Source organism: Streptosporangium sp. H13245 (assembly GCF_055690525.1).
The window spans coordinates 1-16,515 of sequence record NZ_JBSZKT010000004.1 but is presented as its reverse complement, the minus strand read 5'-3'; the positions used below and the strand labels follow the sequence as shown (position 1 = coordinate 16,515).

The 16,515-nt window shown below is 69.0% G+C and carries 16 protein-coding genes and 1 riboswitch; of the genes, 7 read left to right on the top strand and 9 right to left on the bottom strand.

All coding sequences use genetic code 11. The features are described 5' to 3' along the window. The first annotated feature begins 140 nt into the window (after window positions 1-140). Window positions 141-206, top strand: a riboswitch (guanidine-III (ykkC-III) riboswitch). A gap of 19 nt (window positions 207-225) precedes the next feature. Further along, on the top strand, window positions 226-549 hold the full coding sequence (locus ACW9TB_RS09675) for a DMT family transporter (RefSeq protein ID WP_472747614.1): 324 nt from the start codon (window positions 226-228) through the stop codon (window positions 547-549). Window positions 550-649: 100 nt separating this feature from the next. Further along, a complete protein-coding gene (locus ACW9TB_RS09670; RefSeq protein WP_472747613.1) occupies window positions 650-1,021 on the top strand; it encodes a VOC family protein in 372 nt (123 codons plus the stop codon). Between the two features lie 111 nt (window positions 1,022-1,132). On the opposite strand, the gene ACW9TB_RS09665 is transcribed toward ACW9TB_RS09670, so the two are convergent. Together ACW9TB_RS09665 and ACW9TB_RS09660 are read right to left on the bottom strand one after the other, a co-directional pair. Continuing rightward, window positions 1,133-1,597: a hypothetical protein gene (locus ACW9TB_RS09665; RefSeq protein WP_472747612.1), complete on the bottom strand. Its 465-nt coding sequence runs from the start codon at window positions 1,595-1,597 to the stop codon at window positions 1,133-1,135. A gap of 426 nt (window positions 1,598-2,023) precedes the next feature. Beyond that, the gene (locus ACW9TB_RS09660; protein WP_472747611.1) at window positions 2,024-2,251 is read right to left on the bottom strand and encodes a hypothetical protein; all 228 of its coding nucleotides are present in this window, start codon (window positions 2,249-2,251) and stop codon (window positions 2,024-2,026) included. Between the two features lie 184 nt (window positions 2,252-2,435). Between ACW9TB_RS09660 and ACW9TB_RS09655 the strand changes: the two genes are divergently transcribed. Genes ACW9TB_RS09655 through ACW9TB_RS09645 form a run of 3 tightly spaced genes read left to right on the top strand, consistent with a single transcriptional unit; the run spans window position 2,436 to window position 3,908 of the window. Continuing rightward, entirely contained in the window at window positions 2,436-2,600 is a 165-nt protein-coding gene (locus ACW9TB_RS09655; protein WP_472747610.1) for a hypothetical protein, read from the top strand. Further along, on the top strand, window positions 2,597-3,094 hold the full coding sequence (locus ACW9TB_RS09650; RefSeq protein WP_472747609.1) for a DUF6879 family protein: 498 nt from the start codon (window positions 2,597-2,599) through the stop codon (window positions 3,092-3,094). Before ACW9TB_RS09655 ends, ACW9TB_RS09650 begins: the two co-directional genes overlap by 4 nt. Next, the gene (locus ACW9TB_RS09645) at window positions 3,087-3,908 is read left to right on the top strand and encodes a helix-turn-helix domain-containing protein (RefSeq protein ID WP_472747608.1); all 822 of its coding nucleotides are present in this window, start codon (window positions 3,087-3,089) and stop codon (window positions 3,906-3,908) included. The genes ACW9TB_RS09650 and ACW9TB_RS09645 overlap by 8 nt, the downstream gene beginning before the upstream one ends. Before the next feature lie 222 nt (window positions 3,909-4,130). Here the strand turns inward: ACW9TB_RS09645 and ACW9TB_RS09640 are convergent, their stop codons facing one another. Continuing rightward, window positions 4,131-4,592 (bottom strand): VOC family protein, encoded by a 462-nt coding sequence (locus ACW9TB_RS09640; RefSeq protein WP_472747607.1) that lies wholly within the window; start codon window positions 4,590-4,592, stop codon window positions 4,131-4,133. A gap of 151 nt (window positions 4,593-4,743) precedes the next feature. Here ACW9TB_RS09640 and ACW9TB_RS09635 point away from each other — a divergent pair, with 151 nt between their 5' ends. Beyond that, window positions 4,744-5,751 carry a helix-turn-helix transcriptional regulator gene (locus ACW9TB_RS09635; RefSeq protein WP_472747606.1) on the top strand — a complete coding sequence of 336 codons (1,008 nt, stop codon included), beginning with the start codon at window positions 4,744-4,746 and terminating at the stop codon, window positions 5,749-5,751. Between the two features lie 28 nt (window positions 5,752-5,779). On the opposite strand, the gene ACW9TB_RS09630 is transcribed toward ACW9TB_RS09635, so the two are convergent. The 3 genes from ACW9TB_RS09630 to ACW9TB_RS09620 form a co-directional block, all read right to left on the bottom strand. Continuing rightward, window positions 5,780-7,795 carry a molybdopterin-containing oxidoreductase family protein gene (locus tag ACW9TB_RS09630; RefSeq protein WP_472747605.1) on the bottom strand — a complete coding sequence of 672 codons (2,016 nt, stop codon included), beginning with the start codon at window positions 7,793-7,795 and terminating at the stop codon, window positions 5,780-5,782. Window positions 7,796-8,009: 214 nt separating this feature from the next. After that, window positions 8,010-9,656 (bottom strand): M28 family metallopeptidase, encoded by a 1,647-nt coding sequence (locus ACW9TB_RS09625; RefSeq protein ID WP_472747604.1) that lies wholly within the window; start codon window positions 9,654-9,656, stop codon window positions 8,010-8,012. A gap of 136 nt (window positions 9,657-9,792) precedes the next feature. Beyond that, window positions 9,793-10,230 (bottom strand): RpiB/LacA/LacB family sugar-phosphate isomerase, encoded by a 438-nt coding sequence (locus ACW9TB_RS09620; protein ID WP_472747603.1) that lies wholly within the window; start codon window positions 10,228-10,230, stop codon window positions 9,793-9,795. 70 nt (window positions 10,231-10,300) lie between these two features. Between ACW9TB_RS09620 and ACW9TB_RS09615 the strand changes: the two genes are divergently transcribed. Then, a complete protein-coding gene (locus ACW9TB_RS09615) occupies window positions 10,301-12,727 on the top strand; it encodes a lysylphosphatidylglycerol synthase transmembrane domain-containing protein (protein ID WP_472747602.1) in 2,427 nt (808 codons plus the stop codon). Between the two features lie 101 nt (window positions 12,728-12,828). Here ACW9TB_RS09615 and mgrA read toward each other — a convergent pair whose 3' ends face one another. From mgrA to ACW9TB_RS09600, 3 genes are all read right to left on the bottom strand, one after another. Next, window positions 12,829-13,857: an L-glyceraldehyde 3-phosphate reductase gene (gene mgrA / locus ACW9TB_RS09610; RefSeq protein ID WP_472747601.1), complete on the bottom strand. Its 1,029-nt coding sequence runs from the start codon at window positions 13,855-13,857 to the stop codon at window positions 12,829-12,831. Then, entirely contained in the window at window positions 13,854-15,914 is a 2,061-nt protein-coding gene (locus tag ACW9TB_RS09605) for a S9 family peptidase (protein WP_472747600.1), read from the bottom strand. The genes mgrA and ACW9TB_RS09605 overlap by 4 nt, the downstream gene beginning before the upstream one ends. 414 nt (window positions 15,915-16,328) lie before the next feature. Then, the coding region (locus ACW9TB_RS09600; RefSeq protein ID WP_472747599.1) for a hypothetical protein at window positions 16,329-16,515 on the bottom strand (187 nt) is incomplete at its 5' end.

Sequence of the window (16,515 nt, the reverse complement as noted above, 5' to 3'; positions counted from 1 at the left end):
GTCCTGGACACTGGGACATCCCCGAGAGCGGCCAGGACGCCTGGGGCCGTCGTCCCCTGAGGCCATCGCTCCCTGGGGCCGCCGCGACCGGTGGTTCATGCTCCGATGGGAATCAAAGTGATATCCGGCTCGTTCCTCCGATAGAACGCTCAAAAGGGCGTTCCCGGACGAGACGCGCCGTACCCGGTAGGCAAAGACGACGCTCCTGATCAAGGGAGAGTTGTCATGGCCTGGATCTTCATCGTGGTCGCCGGTCTGTTCGAAGTCGCGATGGCGTACTCACTCAAGCTGAGCGACGGATTCTCCGTACCGCTGCCGATCGTCGGCTTCGTGGTCTTCGGCGTGCTCAGTTTCGGTCTGCTCGCCATGGGCCTGAAGACCCTGGAGGTCGGTACGGCCTACGCCGTCTGGACGGGCATCGGAGCCGTCGGCACCGCCGTGCTGGGCATCGTCGCCCTCGGCGAGAACACGTCGGCCCTCAAGATCGCCTCGATCCTGCTCATCATCGCGGGCGTCATCGGGCTCAACCTCGCCGGAGGCGGCCACTGACCGCGCCCGGGCATTTCGGCGGGCCACCCGGGTACGTCCACCGATGTGGCCCGCCCGAAACCAGCTTGACGGCTTTGGTGGTGTCGGGTTGGGTGGGCTCATGATTGACGTTCACAGCGTGACCTTCGACTGCGCCCAGCCGTACGAGCTGGCGACCTTCTGGCGCGACGCCACCGGCGGGGAGCTTCACCCGGATACGGAGAAGAACGACGACGAGATCCTTCTCCAGGGCGGCCGGGTCGACCTGCTGTTCATCAAGGTCCCCGAGGGCAAGGCGGCCAAGAACCGCGTCCACCTCGACCTCACCGGCTCGGCGGGCACCACCCGCGAGGAGGAGGTCGAGCGCCTGGCCGGGCTCGGGGCCACGATCACCGAGGACCACCGCAACCCCGACGGCAGCGGCTGGGTCACGATGCTCGACCCCGAGGGCAACGAGTTCTGCGTCTGCCGCGCCGAGTACGAGAGGGTCTAGCGTCTCCGGACGGCCTCGGCCCGGTCACGCCGAAAGGCTCGGCCGGGCCGGGAGCCCGGACGAGCGCGAGACGGCCCGGCCACCGGGGGCCGGACGGCCGGACCGTGAGGTTCAGCGGCCACCGGGCAGCGAGGTCTGGCCGCGTCCCTTGAGGGTCATGGCGACGAACGCGGTGATCAGATAGATCGCGAGACCTCCCTGCAGCGCCTCCAGCGCCGCCCCGAAGACGCCTTCGCGGTCGAGGACGAGCTGAACCGGATACAGGAGGATCGCGGAGCCGAGGGCCGGATAGAGGGAGAACCTCCACGGGTGACGCAGCGCCCAGAGCCGCGCCTCCCTGGTCACCCGGTCCCCGACGGTGGGCCTGCTGATCGAGCCGATGGCCGCGATGAGCGAGAACAGGCCGATACCCATCGCCACCGCCCACGGCAGGTCCCCGCCGTCGGCGAACACGCTCAGCACGAAACCGGTGATCGCCACCGCGCCACCGGCCACCGCCGCGGTCTTCCAGGGCGCCCCGCGCAACGCCGCCCCGGCGACGGACATCTCATCACTTCGAGTCAGTTCATCTTTCATGCCACCAGCGTGCCTTTCCCCCTCCCCTGCCCACATCGGGGAGCAACCCTGACTATCCCCGGAGTCCGCCCCCTCGGGGACGTCGTTGGCATGTGCAGCAGGGACTCGCGATAGAGGTAAACGGCATCTATCAGGCGAGTCCTTGAAAGATGGAAAGCCACAGGTCCTCTGCCTGCTGGAAGCGCATCGGTCTCGTCCGTTCAACGATCAACCCGTCGGTTGCCTTGATCGTGCGTTGGATGGCGAAGCTGCCACCGGCCTGACCGAACTCGTAGTAGACGTTCCGGCACGAGCACGTGAAGGACCGGACGCGCAGATCGACGGTTGCCCAGTGCGTTGGAGGCCACCAGTCGATCTGCCGGTATCCGGCGAATGGGCGGCCGAGGTGGAGGCCGGTGCATGTGGGCCTCGTCATGGCCTGATGGCCTATTCGGAGGCGGGCGTGCGGAGGACCTGAAGGAGGAGGGTCGCCTGGTCGCTGGTGAGCATCCAGACGATGTGGTCGTCGGCCTTGGGGTGAAGCCTGGGAAGGATGAGCTCGGGAACCCAGCTCGGTCGGTGCCTGGAGACGATTCCCCGCCAGACGTCGCCGAGCTGTCTGGCGGTGGCCTGGGTCCACTCGATCTCTTCACGCTTGTAGTCAGGCGTTTTCATGGGGTCTCTCTCGTGGAGCAGGTTGTTGATATGCCTAAGCTATGCCTGTCTATGCCTCATATGGAAGCTATTCCTTGCATGAGGATGCCAAGGTGGCGGGAAAGTTGGAGTCATCGCTTGCGTGACTATGCCTTACTGGCTAACTTGAAGAGGCATACATCGGCAACACCACTGGAGGACAGGCATGCAACTGGTCCAGCTGCGCGGATGTGAGGGCGACGACTGCCCCAAGGTGTTCAAGACCGATCGGGGGACGTACGTCGTGCAGGGCGACGTGTTCAACGCGATCACCACGCCGGACGGTGAGATGGCGGTCGAGGTCCCCGCCGAGATGCTGCGCGGCCTGTGACCACTGCCAATCTGGGCGAGCTGTTCGCCTCCTCGACCCGCGACGTGTTCCGGCTGGAAGTCCGGCAGGCGTACAAGGTCGCTGGCGAGGAGGCGCGGCTCGCCGCGTGGAGATCGGGAGCTCCCTGGCCCGGCGCGGTCACGCCCTGGCAGGAACGGCTCAAACTGCTGATCCCCAGAGGTGTCCGGATGCGGCGCGTCCACGTGGTGGAGCTGCCCTTGAGCGAGTACGTCCGGTGGGAGATGGAAAGCTACGCCAGAAACTCGGCGTTCGGCGAGGAGATCCGGCTCGTCGAACGCGAGTGGGTGCCCCAAGGTGTCCCGGCCACGGATTTCTGGCTGTTCGACGAGAGCGCGGTCGTGCTCATGCACTACGACGACGAGGGTGAGTTGAGCGGGCGGGAGCTGCACCAGGGCGATGCGTGGGCATATGTCCTCGCTCGTGACCTTGCCTGGCAGGCGGCCCGACCGCTGGCATCATGGCGGGATGGATGATTACCGGTCACGCCAGCTCCGCCAGTTCGGTGGGCGTATGCGCGAGCTTCGCGAGGCCGCAGGCATAAGCGGCAAGCGTCTCGCGGTGACGGCCGGGGTCACGCAGCCGACCATCTCCAAGATCGAGACTGGGAAGATGCTGCCCTCGGTCGAGATGGTCACCCGGTTGGCCGAGGCCATCGGGCTGGGCTCCGAGACGCGGGAAGATCTGCTCGAAGAGCTGACGCGGATCAGCACCGACATCGCGACATGGAGAAGGTCCGGCGGCCGGGGAGAGGCCAAGCAGACGATGTTGGCTGAGCGGGAGCGAGCCACGGCGCTACGCCGGTCGTTCCATCCGGCCGTGGTTCCCGGCCTGCTCCAGACCGCCGAGTACGCACGGCAGATCTTCGTCAGGAGCATGTTCCTCAGCGAGGAGGAGATGTCGCGGGCGGTGGTGGCTCGGATGGAGCGCCAGACCCTGCTCTACTCCTCCGACCACCGGTTCGAGTTCCTCGTCACCGAGGCCGCCCTGAGGGTGCGACTCGGTCCCTCGGCGGTGATGCGCGCACAGCTCGACCGGCTGGCGAACCTTTCCACGCTGACCAATGTCCGGCTCGGCGTCGTGCCCTGGTCGGCGGAGCTGCCTCGGGTCGCCCTGCACGGCTTCGCGATCTTCGACGAGCAGCGGGTGGCGGTGGAGACCTACACGTCCGAGCTGACCCTGACCGACTCCCGCGACGTGGAGACGTACGTCCGGCTGTTCGAGGACCTGTCCACGGTCGCCCTGTTCGACGACGCCGCCCGGACGGCTCTCGGGCGGTTCGTGGAGTGATGTGGGCCGGAGGGGCTTCGGTGCTGGTCAGTCGTGCTGTCTTCGAGGGTACGGCCTAGGCTGGCGCGCATGGATGGATCACCGGCGCGCCTGGTTCGTGAGTTTCACGAGAAGATCGGGCTTCCCCTCTCCGAATCTGTTCCTTCGGAAGTTCGGAAGGCGGAGGGCCGGGTGGTCCGGGACGGCCGGGGAAGGCCGTCTCGGACCGGATGAGTGCGGTGGTCAGCCGGTGTACGGGGCGGCGACGTCGAGGATCCAGGTGACGCCGAAGCGGTCGGTCAGCATCCCGAAGCCCGGGGCCCACGGCGAGGGGCCGTACTTCTCGATGAGGTCGGCGCCGTCGGCGAGCCTGTCCCACAGCGCGCCGACCTCCTCGGTGGTTTCGCCGCGGACGGAGACGAAGAACCGCTCGCCGGTCAGCGTCATGCCGTGCTCGCGGGTGGTGGCGGCGGGCGCGGCGGCGGCCGGTGCCTGGCCGGGTACGTCGTAGGCCATGATGCTGAAACCGTTGTCGGCCGTGACCTGGCCGAAGACGATCTTGTCGGCGTCGGGCAGGTCCTTCGGCATGCCGAAGTCGCCGTAGGCGATGGTGGTGAGGTGGCCGCCGAACACGGTCCGGTAGAACTCCAGCGCCGCGCGGGCGTCGCCGCGGAAGTTCAGGTGGGTGGTGGTGGAGATGGCCATGCTGGTGACTCCTTGGTGATTTTCCAGGCGCGGTACGCCTGATGTATGGCGTTAAGTCCGTTTTTGAGAACTGAGGACGGGCCGCCTCGATACGGAGATTCGCAGGGGTAGGTGACAGGATGTGGCACCTACTGCAGGCAGAATCAGGTTCATGCCGAAAACCTCCGCCCGGCTGCTGGCCCTGCTGTCGCTGCTGCAGACCCGCCGGGACTGGTCCGGCACGGTGCTGGCCGACCGCCTGGGCATCAGCCTGCGTACCGTGCGCCGCGACGTCGACCGCCTCCGCGAGCTCGGCTACCCCATCGCCGCCGTCAAAGGTCCTGACGGCGGCTACCGGCTCGGCGCGGGCACCGAACTACCGCCGCTGCTGTTCGACGACGAACAGGCCGTCGCCCTCACCGTCGCCCTGCGGATCGCCGCCACCACCCCCGGCAACGGCCTCGCGGAAGCCGCCGAACGGGCACTGAACACCATCCGGCAGGTCATGCCCTCCCGGCTCCGGCATCGCGTCGACGCGCTGCGCGTCACCGCCGTCGAACGACCCCGCACCCGGGCGGCCACCCCGGTCGACGGCGACGTGCTCCTGACCGTCAGCGCCGCCGTCCACGCCCGCGAGATCCTGCGCTTCGACTACGGCGGCGAGGCCACGGACAGACCCCCGCGCCGCGTCGAGCCCCACCACGTCGTCACCTGGGACGGACGCTGGTACCTCATCGCCTGGGACCTCGACCGCGACGACTGGCGCACCTTCCGCGCCGACCGGATCACCCCGCGCACCCCCGGCGGGCCCCGGTTCACCCCCCGCGCCCTGCCCGGAGGGGACGTCGCCACCTTCGTCACCGGCACGTTCCGAGGCTCCGGCGACGCCCTGGGCGACTGGCCCTGCCGGGGCACGGTGATCCTCGACCTGCCCGCCGCCACCGTGGCCCTCTACACCCGCGACGGGCTCGTCGAGGAGATCGGCCCCCACCGCTGCCGGCTCACCCTCGGATCCTGGTCCTGGCCCGCCCTCGCCGCCGCCATCGCCCGCTACGACGCCGACATCGACGTCATCGGCCCCGGCGAGCTCACCGACGCCTTCGAACACCTCGCCCGCCGATTCGCCAGGACCACGGCCGGCCACGGCATCACCTCACCGGCGTGTCGAGCGGACCGGTGAACTCGTCGGCACCAAACGCGAGCGCCGGTCATCCGGGGGCGCACGGAGCGAGTTCGACCAGGTTGTCGTGGTAGACGGCGCCCCGGCCCATGTCGGCGTCGCGGGCGGCCACCACGGCGTTCGCCGTCGCGCCTCCCGGGCTGAGCTTGCGCCAGTGTCCCTTGGTGGACGCGACCACGCCGGGCCGTACCTTCTCGCTGATCTCGACCACGGCCTCGAACTCGCCCTCGTCGTTGAACACCCGGGCCCGCTGTCCCTCGCTCAGCCCCCTCCGCGCGGCGTCCTCGGGGTTGACCAGGATCCGCGGGCCCTTCGAGCGCTTCAGCAGCTCGGGATTGTTGCCGAAGGTGGTGTTGAGGAAGGTGTGGGAGGCGGGCGTGATCAACGCCAGCGGGTACGGCCCCGGTGCGGCCGAGGCCGTGTGCGACGGGACGTAGGCCGGTCCCGAGCCGAACTCCATCCGGCCCGAGGGCGTCGGGAAGCCGTCGGTGAACGGCACGAACGGCTGGGGGACGCTGAGGCGGACCCAGCCCTCCTTGCGCAGCCGGTCGAGCGTGATCCCCTCCAGGGAGGGATGCCCCGAGGTGAGCAGCTGCTCGGCCAGCTCCAGGTCGGAGTCGTACAGGGACGGCTCGGTGAGCCCCATGTGCCGCGCCAGGCGGCGGAACGTCTCGGTGGTGGACAGGCACTCGCCCGGCGGCTCGACGGCGGGCTCGTTCCACAGCAGGTACATGTGCCCGTACCCCGCGTGCAGGTCGGCGTGCTCGATCTGCATGGTGGCGGGGAGGACGATGTCGGCGTAGTCGACGGTGTCGGTCGGGAACTGCTCCATCACGACGGTGAACAGGTCCTCGCGCAGCAGCCTCTCGCGGATCCGGCTCTGGCCGGAGGTGGAGCCCATCGGGTTGGCCGCGTACACCCACAGGCACCTGACCGACTCGTCCAGCTCGTCGGCGAGCCGGGTCATGGTGAGCGTCCGGACCGGCCCGGGGAGCAGGTCGTCGCGGGTGTCGATGTTCAGGTGGACGTGCCCGCTGGTGGAGTACGCGATCCCGCCGCCCGGGTGGCGCCAGTCGCCGGTCACGCCGGGGATGGAGGCGATCGTCCGCATCGCGGTGCCGCCGCCCGCGTGCCGCTGCACGCCCATGGTGGCCCGGATACCGGTGGGCCGCGTACGCGCCAGACGCGTGCCCAGGGCCCGGATGTCGGCCTCGGGAAGCCCGGTGATCTCCGCCACGCGCGCCGGGGGATGGCGCAGGATCTCCTCGCGGAGGTTCTCCCAGCCGCTCGTGTGGTTCTCCAGGTAGTCGCGGTCCTCGGCGCCCTCAGCGAGGACGACGTTCATCAGCCCCAGGGCGAGGGCCGCGTCGGTGCCGGGCCGGATCGGCAGGTGCTCGTCGGCCTGCTCCGCGGTACGGGTGCGGATCGGGTCGATCGCCACCACGTGCGCCCCGGCCGCGCGGGCGTCCTGAACGAACTTCCACAGGTGGTGCCCGGTCGTCAGCGTGTTCGTCCCCCACAGCAGGATGAGCCTGGACAGGGCGAACGTCTCGGGATCCATGCCGCCGGGCGTGCCGTAGACCTCCCGCAGCCCGGAGTTCCCGGCCGAGGAGCAGATGTTCAGGAAGTGCCTCGACGCCCCGAGGACGTTCCAGAACCGCCTCCCGGCGATCCCCTCGGACCCCTGGACGTATCCCAGCGTGCCGGTGCCCAGATAGGGCCAGATCGCCTCGCCGCCGTGCTCGTCGACGATGCCTCGCAGCCGTACGGAGATCTCCTCCAGGGCCTCGTCCCAGCTGATCCGCTCGAACCGGCCCGACCCCTTCGGGCCGGTCCGCCGCATCGGGTGCAGGATGCGGTCGGCCGCCCGGGTGTGCTCCAGGTAGCGGTTGACCTTCACGCAGAGCGCGCCCCGGGTGTACGGATGATCCGGGTTGCCGCGCATCTTGACGGCACTGCCGTCCTGGACGGTCACCACCCAGGAGCAGGTGTCGGGGCAGTCCAGGGGGCACGCCCCCAGCACTCGCAGTTCGCCTGACGACATGCCCCGACTGTAGCCGCGCCCCCCGGCCGGGACGCACGCGCTCTCCCCTTTCCGGCCCCGCGCACCCGGCCCTCCGCCGCCGTACGTCACACGGCCCCCGCGTCACCCGAGCCCGCGCACCCTGCTCTCCCGTGGTCCTGCGCCACACGGCCCCCGGATCACCTGACCCCGCGCACCCGGCTCTCCCGTCGCCGTATGTCACACGATTCTCATGTCACTTGAGAAGACCGCCGTGCTCGTGCTCGTGCTCGTGACCGTGGCCGGGTTCCAGGCCGCCCGCGCCGATCCCCGGCGTGCCGGGGATGACGCCCCCCTTGCCGGGCTCGCCAGGACCCTCGGAGCCGCTGGAACCCCCGGGGACATTGGGAGCGTCGGGGAAGTCGCGGGCGTACGCGTAGACGAAGGCCGCCGCCGCGATCGCGCCGCCGTTCACCGCGAGCGCCCTGTCGTTGACGTTGGCGAGGGTGTCGCACGCCTGGTGGTAGCACTTGTCGTACGCGACCCCGGCCGTGCCGCCGAACTTCGCGGCCTCCTCGGGGCTCTTGAGGCGCTCCGCGCCGGTGAACAGCCCGCCCGAGGGGACGCCGATCGCGATGAAGGGGCCGTAGTCGGAGCGCCCGCTGAACTCGGCGTCCTGGTACGGCTCGCCCACCGCCGTGAAGTACGACTGGAAGAGCTTCTCGATCTGCCCCGATCCGGGAGGCGGCGTCGCACCGGCCACCTTTCCGGACGAGTCGCCGTCGTAGATCCCGAAAACGTAGTTCGGTGAGGCGATCATGTCGAAGTTCAGGTAGAGCTTGACCTTCGTCCGCGCCGCCGGGGGCAGGGCCGACACGTAGTGCTTCGAACCGAGCAGGCCCAGCTCCTCGGCGCCCCAGAAGGCGAAGCGCAACCTGTTCTTCGTCCGCAGCGACTTCGCCGCCAGTGCCGTCTCCAGGATGCCCGCGGTGCCCGAGCCGTTGTCGTTGACGCCGGGACCCATCATGACGCTGTCCAGATGGGCGCCGAGCATGACGACCCTGTCCGGGTCGCCCCAGCGGCTCTCGGCGATGAGGTTGCGCGTCCTGCGGTCGGGGGCGCTCTCGGCGTCCACGACGAGTGACGCCTTCGTCCCCGGCGCCGCCAGCTCCTCGCCGATCGCGAAGCCGGTGCCGACAACGGGGATGCTCACGGTGGAGGTGTTGATCGAGCCGACGAGCATGGCCCCGCGGTCGCCGGTTCTCGGGCCCGTCCGGCCGTCGTTGAAGATGATCACAGCGGACGCGCCCGCGGCCTCGGCCTGCTCCGCCTTGACCTGGAAACTGCAGGTGCCGCGCTGGATCAGTGCGATGTTGCCCCGGACGAAGGTGGAGAAGTCACTCGCCTCACACCCCGAGTCGGACTCCAGCGCCTTGTCCGGCGGCAGGGTCAGGTCGACCCCCTGCACCGGGGCCGTCACCTTCCCCGAGCCGGAGTACGTCATGGTCCTGAAGTCGGTGCCGGCCACGTACGCCTTGGCCGAGGGCAGCGTCCGCTTGAGCTCGGGGGCCGTGATCTCGCGGAAGAAGGAGATCTTGAACTCCTGCGAGGTGACGTCGTACCCGGCGGCGCGGAGCTTGTCCGCGACGTAGGCCAGCGACGCGTCGTAACCCGGTGTCGCCGCCGCCCGGGTGCCGCCGTGGGCGTCGGCGATGCTCTGGAGCTCCTTCAGGTGCTGCCTGAGGGCCGCGAGCTTGATCGACGCCCCGAACGCCTTCGCGTCCGGCGGCAGAGGGACCTCGGCCGACGGTTCGGAGCCGCCACCCCCGGGAACGGACGGGACGGGGGAGGCGGCGGCCACGGCGGCCAGGGACATGACCGAGACCACGATGATCGTGGTCATCAACGTCCTCGGGGCGGCGGAAGGGGCTTCCCGCCCCTCGGGCGCGGCTCGGCGGCACGCGGGCGGGTGACGGAACATGACGTTCAGCCTTTCAGGCCTTCACCCATTGAATTGATTGTTCCCGCAGGTAGAACGGTCAATTCTCCATCTGCGACAGGTACGCTACGTTCGCCTGGTCCCCCTCGTCGAGGCTGGGGCTTCCCGCGAACCAGGCATCCAGGATCTCCCCGAGCAGGGGAGCGGAGGTCAACCGGAGGCTGATCGCCAGTACGTTGGCGTCGTTCCAGCGACGTGCCCCGTCCGCCGTGGCCGCGTCCGCGCACAGCGCCGCCCGCACGCCGGGCACCTTGTTCGCCGCGATCGACGCGCCCGTCCCGGTCCAGCAGCACACGACCGCCTGGTCGGCCGATCCCGAGGCCACATCCCCGGCGGCACGCGCGCAGCACCACGCCCAGTCGGCCCGCTCGTCGGCCACGGCACCATGAGGTATCACCGTGTGACCTCTTTTTTCGATTTCAGCGACCAGGATGGAAGCCACACCGTCAAGACTGTCGGAGGCTACAGAGATACGCATGACTCTGATTGTGGACACTGAAGAAGATCGGTGACGCACCTGTAATGCAGAACGTGCAGAATCGCAGGCGGTGACGAAAATCGGGGAACTGGACGAAACAGCGTCCGTCGGCGGCACGAGGCCGGCGACGGACGACGATCTCGTCGTGCACGTCGTCGAGCCGCTGCTCCCGCAGCGGATCCGCCGTCCCTCCGACCTGCTGAGGTTCCTGGCGACCCTGCTCGTGCTCGTCGCCGTGGTCCTGCTCGCGCTCGTCGCGAAGAAGACCCTGAACGGCTTGGAGGGCGACGTCGCCGACGGCACCAGCCGGGCGCCGTTCCTGCTCAGCGGCCTGGCCGGGGTGCTGAGCGCGTCGGCCATGCTCGGCGTGCCCGTCGCCTTCGCCATCGAGCGGGTGCTCCACCGCGACGGCCTCCGGGTGGCCGAAGGGCTCTTCGCGGCCATCGCCGCGATGGTGTTCTCCTTCGTGATCGGCGAGTGGATCCTCTACGTCGGCCCCGAGGACCTGCGGGTCCTGCTCACCGGCAACCGGGCCGGGGTCGAGCCGATCAACACCCTGCTCACCCCGATCATCGCCTACGTCACCGCGGTGCGGATATCCCGTCGCCCCACCTGGCGGGCGGCCCTGTGGAGCGCGGTCGCGCTCAACGCCGTCGCCCTGTTCGCCGGGCTCGCCGCCACCATCCTCGGCATCGTCGTCTCCGTCCTGGTCGGGCTGGCCGTCGGCTACGCCACCCTGTACGGCGTGGGCAGTCCCAACACCCGCCCCCCGGGCAGCGCGGTCGTCGCGGCGCTCCGCAAGCTGGGTTTCGTCCCCGTCAAGGCCCGCAGGCTCGACGACGACCACCAGAGCAGCCGCCGCTACGCCGTCGACCTCAAGGACGGCAGCCGCCTCGACGTCACCGTCCTCGACCGTGACCGCCAGGTAGCCGGAGTGCTCTACCGCCTCTGGCGGCGCATCCGCCTCAACTCCGAGACCCGCCGCAAGGCCATCCGCTCCCTCCGCGCCGAGCTGGAGCGCGAGGCCCTCATGGCGTACGCCGCGCAGGCCGCCGGAGCGAGCACCCCCAGGCTCGTCGGCACCAGCGAGATCGGCACCGAGGCCGCGCTGCTCGCCTACGAGCACACCCCCACCCGCGCGCTCGACAACATCCCCGACAACGAGATCGACGACAACCTGCTCGCCCAGATCTGGGAGCAGGTCCTGCTGCTGCAGGTCCAGCGGCTCGCCCACCGGCGGCTGACCGGCGACAGCATCCACGTCGACGGCGAGGGCCGGGTCATCCTGACGGACGCCCGCAGCGGTGAGATCGCCGCCGGTGACCTGCTGCTCCGCCTCGACATCGCCCAGCTGCTCACCTACCTCAGCCTGCGCGTCGGCGCCGAGCGGGCGGTCGCCGCCGCGGCGGCCGTGGCCGGGTCCGGGGTGCTCGCCGACGCGCTCCCCCTGCTCCAGCGGATCGCGCTGACCCGCGAGACCAGGGCCGCGCTCACCAAGAACAAGGAGCTGCTCACCGAGATCCGCGACCGGATCGTCGAGCTCAAGCCGAGGACCGAGGCCGAGGAGGTGCGCCTGGAGCGCTTCCGCCCCCGGACCCTGATCACCATCATCGGCACCGCGTTCGCCGCGTACTTCCTGGTCTACTACCTGACCCAGATCAACCTCAACATGATCACGTCGGCCAAGTGGGGCTGGACCGGGGTGGCGCTGGTCGCCGCGATGCTGAGCTACGTCGCCGCCGCCCTCATGCTGATGGGGTTCGTGCCGGAGAAGCTGCCCCTCGGCCGTACGGTGCTCGCCCAGTTCGCCGGGTCGTTCGTCAAGCTCGTCGCGCCCGCCGCGGTGAGCGGGGTCGCGGTCAACACCCGCTACCTGCAGAAACGCGGCATCCCTCCGGGGCAGGCGGTGGCCAGCGTGGGCGCCTCGCAGCTCATCGGGCTGGCCTTCCACGTCGCCCTGCTGCTGCTGTTCGCCTACATCACCGGTTCCAACACCGCCTCGTCGTTCACCCCGTCGCGCACCCTCGTGATCGCGCTGCTCGCCGTGGCCGTGCTGATCCTGGTCATCGTGAGCGTGCCGCGCCTGCGCCGCATGATCACCGCGCGGCTCCGCTCGCTGTTCTCCGGCGTCATCCCGCGTCTGCTCGACATCCTCCAGTCACCCCGGAAGATCATCGAGGGCTTCGGCGGCACCCTGATGCTCACCCTGTTCTTCGTGATCTGCCTGGACGCCTGCGTCCGCGCCTTCGGCGGGTCCATCAACTTCGCCGCCGTCGCCATCGTCTTCCTCGCGGGCAACGCCATCGGCTCGGCCGCCCCGACCCCCGGCGGGCTCGGCGCCGTCGAGTTCTCCCTCACGGCCGGTCTGACCCTGGCGGGCGTGCCGCGCGAGGTGGCGGCCCCGGCCGTGCTGCTCTTCCGGCTGCTGACCTTCTGGCTCCCGGTCCTGCCGGGCTGGGCCTCGTTCACGTACCTGCAGAGACACGAGGCGCTCTAGGTCCTCTCACGGACTTCTCGGGGCCTTCTCGCGTACGGAGGCCGCCGGTCACCTGGACCGGCGGCCTCCGTACGGCCGAGCGAGCGGACGGGCGGGTGGGGTCAGGCCTCGCTGGACCTGGCCCAGATGTTGATGCCCGCGTCGACCGCGTCCTTGTCGATCGCCTCCAGCTCACCGCCGTCGAACGACGGGTTCTCCACCGCCGCGAGGCTGTTCTCCAGCTGCTCGACGCTGCTCGCGCCGATCAGCACCGAGGTGACGCGCCTGTCGCGCAGCGCCCACGCCAGCGCCATCTGCGCCAGCGACTGCCCGCGCCGGCCCGCGATCTCGTTCAGGGTGCGGATGTGCCGCATCGTCTCGCCGGTGAGCATGTCCGGGGTGAGGAAGCGCCCCTGTGAGGCCCGCGACCCCTCGGGGATCCCGTTCAGGTAGCGGTCGGTCAGCATGCCCTGCGCCAGCGGCGAGAACGCGATGCAGCCCACGCCCTCCTCCTCCAGCACGTCGAGCAGCCCGCCCTCGATCCACCGGTTCAGCATCGAGTACGAGGGCTGGTGGATCAGCAGCGGCGTGCCCATCTCCCGCAGGATCCGCGCGGCCTCCTTGGTGTGCTCGGGCGAGTAGGACGAGATGCCCGCGTACAGCGCCTTGCCCGACCGGACCGCGTGGTCCAGCGCGCCCATCGTCTCCTCAAGCGGGGTGTCCGGGTCGAACCGGTGGCTGTAGAAGATGTCGACGTAGTCGATCCCCATCCGCTCCAGCGACCGGTCCAGGCTGGACAACAGGTACTTACGCGACCCCCACTCGCCGTACGGGCCCGGCCACATGTCGTAGCCCGCCTTGGTGGAGATGACCAGCTCGTCCCGGTACGGGGCGAAGTCCTGGCGGAAGTGCCGCCCGAAGTTGGTCTCCGCGGTCCCGGGAGGCGGGCCGTAGTTGTTGGCCAGGTCGAAGTGGGTCACCCCCAGGTCGAAGGCCCTCCGCAGGATGTCCCGCTGGACCTCGAAGGGCTTGTCGTCGCCGAAGTTGTGCCAGAGCCCCAGCGAGACGGCGGGCAGCTTGAGCCCGCTCTTGCCGACCCTGTTGTACGGCTGACGGTCGTCGTACCTGTCGTTCGCCGCGATATACGTCATTGAGCCACCTTCGTCGTGTCGAGAATCCAGGAGAGGGTGAAGGCCTCTTCGCGCCAGGAGTCATACCTGCCGCTGCGGCCGCCGTGTCCGGCGCCCATCTCCGTCTTGAGCAGGAACGGCCCGCCGCTCGCGACGTCGCGGAGCTTCGCGACCCACTTGGCGGGCTCGTGGTAGAAAACCCTGGTGTCGTTGAGGCTGGTGATCGCCAGGATCGGCGGATAGACCCGGCCGTCCACGTTCTCGTAGGGCGTGTACGACTTCATGTACGCGTACACCTCGGGATCGTGCAGCGGGTCGCCCCACTCGTCCCACTCGATCACGGTCAGCGGCAGCGACGGGTCGAGGATCGTGTTCAGCGCGTCCACGAACGGCACCTCCGCCACCACGCCCGCGAAGGTCTCCGGCGCGAGGTTGGCGACCGCGCCCATCAGCAGCCCGCCCGCGGAACCGCCCCTGGCGACGATCGCGCTCGACCAGTTCGTGGCGGAGAGATGCTCGGCGGCGGCGACGAAGTCGGTGAACGTGTTCTTCTTCTGCTGGAACTTGCCGTTCTCGTACCAGCGGCGGCCCATCTCGCCGCCGCCCCTGACGTGCGCGACGGCGAAGACGAAGCCCCGGTCGAGCAGGCTGAGCCTCGCGATCGAGAACGACGGGTCGATCGAGATCTCGTAGCTCCCGTAGCCGTACAGCAGGGTGGGGGCGGGCCGCTCCGTGCCCTTCCTGACCACGATCGAGATCGGGACGCGGGTGCCGTCAGAGGCGGTCGCCCACTCGCGGAACTGCTCGTAGTCGGCCGGGTCGTAGCCGCCCAGCACGACCTTCCGCTTCAGCAGGACCAGCTCGCCCGCGCCCAGGTCGTAGTCGTAGACCGACGGCGGGGTGATCATGCTGGTGTAGCCGAGCCGCAGCCGTCCCGTGACGAACTCCGGGTTGCTCGACGGGGCCACGTCGTAGATCGGCTCGGGGAAGGAGATCTCGTACGCCTCCCCGTCGCGGGGCAGGATGCGGATGCCGGTGAGGCCCTCCCTGCGGAAGTGCACGACGGTGTGGCCCTCGAAGGCGTCGACGTCGAGCAGCCGGGTGTCGGCGCGGTGCTCGATGAGCGGCGTCCAGCTGCCGGGGTCGTCGAGGGGCGCGGTGGCCAGCTCGAAGTTCTCCGCGTTCCGGTTGTGCAGGACCAGGAACCGGTCACCCGCGTGGTCGACGCCGTACTCGACGCCGGTCTCCCGGGGCCTGACGACGCGGAACTCACCGGAGGGGTTGTCGGCCTCCAGGAGGCGCACCTCGCTGGTGATCTTGCTTCCGGAGGAGAGGATCAGGTAGCGCTCGCTGCGGCTGAGCGCGATGCCGACCCAGAACCGTTCGTCGGACTCCTCGTGGACGAGAGCGTCGTCCTCCGCCGGGCTTCCGATCGTGTGCCGGTGGACCTGGTTGGGGCGCCAGGCGTCGTCGACCGTCGTGTAGAAGAACGTCGTGCCGTCGGCGGACCAGGCGCCGCCGTAGAAAATGCCGGGAATCTCGTCGGGGAGGGTCTCGCCGGTGGTGAGGTTCTTCACCTTCAGGGTGAAGCGCTCGTCGCCGGTGAAGTTGGTGGAATAGGCCAGCAGGGTGCCGTCGGGGCTGACCGAGCTGGTGCCGATCGAGAAGAAGTCGGAGTCTCCGGCGAGCTCGTTGCCGTCGAGCATGACCTCTTCACCGGGAAGTGACTCCCCGGCCTTCAGCTCGGGCGGCGTCTCGCCGTCCGCGGCCACCCGGCACTGGATGCCGTACTGCTTGCCCTCCTCCGTTCGCGAGTAGTACCACCAGCCGCCCTTGCGGGCGGGGACCGAGAGGTCGGTCTCCAGGGTGCGTCCCTTGATCTCCTGGAAGAGCGTCTCCTGCAGGGGCTTGAGGTGGGCGGTCGCCTCCTGCGTGTAGGCGTTCTCCGCCTCCAGGTAGGTGACCACTTCCGGGTCGTCCTTGACCGTCAGCCACGCGTAGTCATCGACCACGGTGTCCCCGTGGTGCACGCGCTCGCTGGGAACCTTCTTCGCCGTCGGCGGCGTCTGGCTGCTCACTCAGCCGAGTCTATGTTTCCGCCGGTGTCTGTTCGGGGCCACCCGTCGAGTCGGCCCTTCCCGCTCGGCCCGCCGGTCCCTCTTCGGGGGCGGGGGCGTTGTGAGGGGTGAGGTTGCCGGTCTTCGGGTCCTTCGCTTGGCTCCTCCGCTGGTTCCTTCGCCTGGGGAATACGGCCGCGGGGTTCGTCGTTGTGTCCCGAGCGGTCCGAGAGGGCTGCTAATCTTTTGATGTCGGCAAGGTCCGGCGCAAACCACTCCAATCACTCCGGTGACTTCCGTATGGCTTGTGTCGTGTTTGTCGGCAATCCCTTTGAAACCAACGGTCTCGAAGATCGGTTCGCAGAGCCGCTCAGAGGCTGGTAAGTTTGAGGGGTTGCTCTGGAAACGGAGCCGCCGAAATTCCAGCAGGGCCAGCTAGATCGAATCAACCGGATCACACAAGCCGGTTTGACACGAAAAAGCAAGCCTGAAAGAATAAAGGCACAACGAAAGAACAGAATAAAACAAAACGAACGCCCCGGAGTTCTGACCGGTTAGCTGGTTGGTCAGGGTGATGGTGTACGCGTCCGTTTCTTGAGAACTCAACAGTGTGTTAAAAGCC

Bases quoted from the DNA above. Each gene is read 5' to 3' on its own strand.
- ACW9TB_RS09675 (WP_472747614.1), top strand. From the start codon at position 226: ATGGCCTGGATCTTCATCGTGGTCGCCGGTCTGTTCGAAGTCGCGATG.
- ACW9TB_RS09670 (WP_472747613.1), top strand. From the start codon at position 650: ATGATTGACGTTCACAGCGTGACCTTCGACTGCGCCCAGCCGTACGAG.
- ACW9TB_RS09665 (WP_472747612.1), bottom strand. From the start codon at position 1,597: ATGAAAGATGAACTGACTCGAAGTGATGAGATGTCCGTCGCCGGGGCG.
- ACW9TB_RS09660 (WP_472747611.1), bottom strand. From the start codon at position 2,251: ATGAAAACGCCTGACTACAAGCGTGAAGAGATCGAGTGGACCCAGGCC.
- ACW9TB_RS09655 (WP_472747610.1), top strand. From the start codon at position 2,436: ATGCAACTGGTCCAGCTGCGCGGATGTGAGGGCGACGACTGCCCCAAG.
- ACW9TB_RS09645 (WP_472747608.1), top strand. From the start codon at position 3,087: ATGGATGATTACCGGTCACGCCAGCTCCGCCAGTTCGGTGGGCGTATG.
- ACW9TB_RS09640 (WP_472747607.1), bottom strand. From the start codon at position 4,592: ATGGCCATCTCCACCACCACCCACCTGAACTTCCGCGGCGACGCCCGC.
- ACW9TB_RS09635 (WP_472747606.1), top strand. From the start codon at position 4,744: ATGCCGAAAACCTCCGCCCGGCTGCTGGCCCTGCTGTCGCTGCTGCAG.
- ACW9TB_RS09630 (WP_472747605.1), bottom strand. From the start codon at position 7,795: ATGTCGTCAGGCGAACTGCGAGTGCTGGGGGCGTGCCCCCTGGACTGC.
- ACW9TB_RS09625 (WP_472747604.1), bottom strand. From the start codon at position 9,656: ATGACCACGATCATCGTGGTCTCGGTCATGTCCCTGGCCGCCGTGGCC.
- ACW9TB_RS09620 (WP_472747603.1), bottom strand. From the start codon at position 10,230: ATGCGTATCTCTGTAGCCTCCGACAGTCTTGACGGTGTGGCTTCCATC.
- mgrA (WP_472747601.1), bottom strand. From the start codon at position 13,857: ATGACGTATATCGCGGCGAACGACAGGTACGACGACCGTCAGCCGTAC.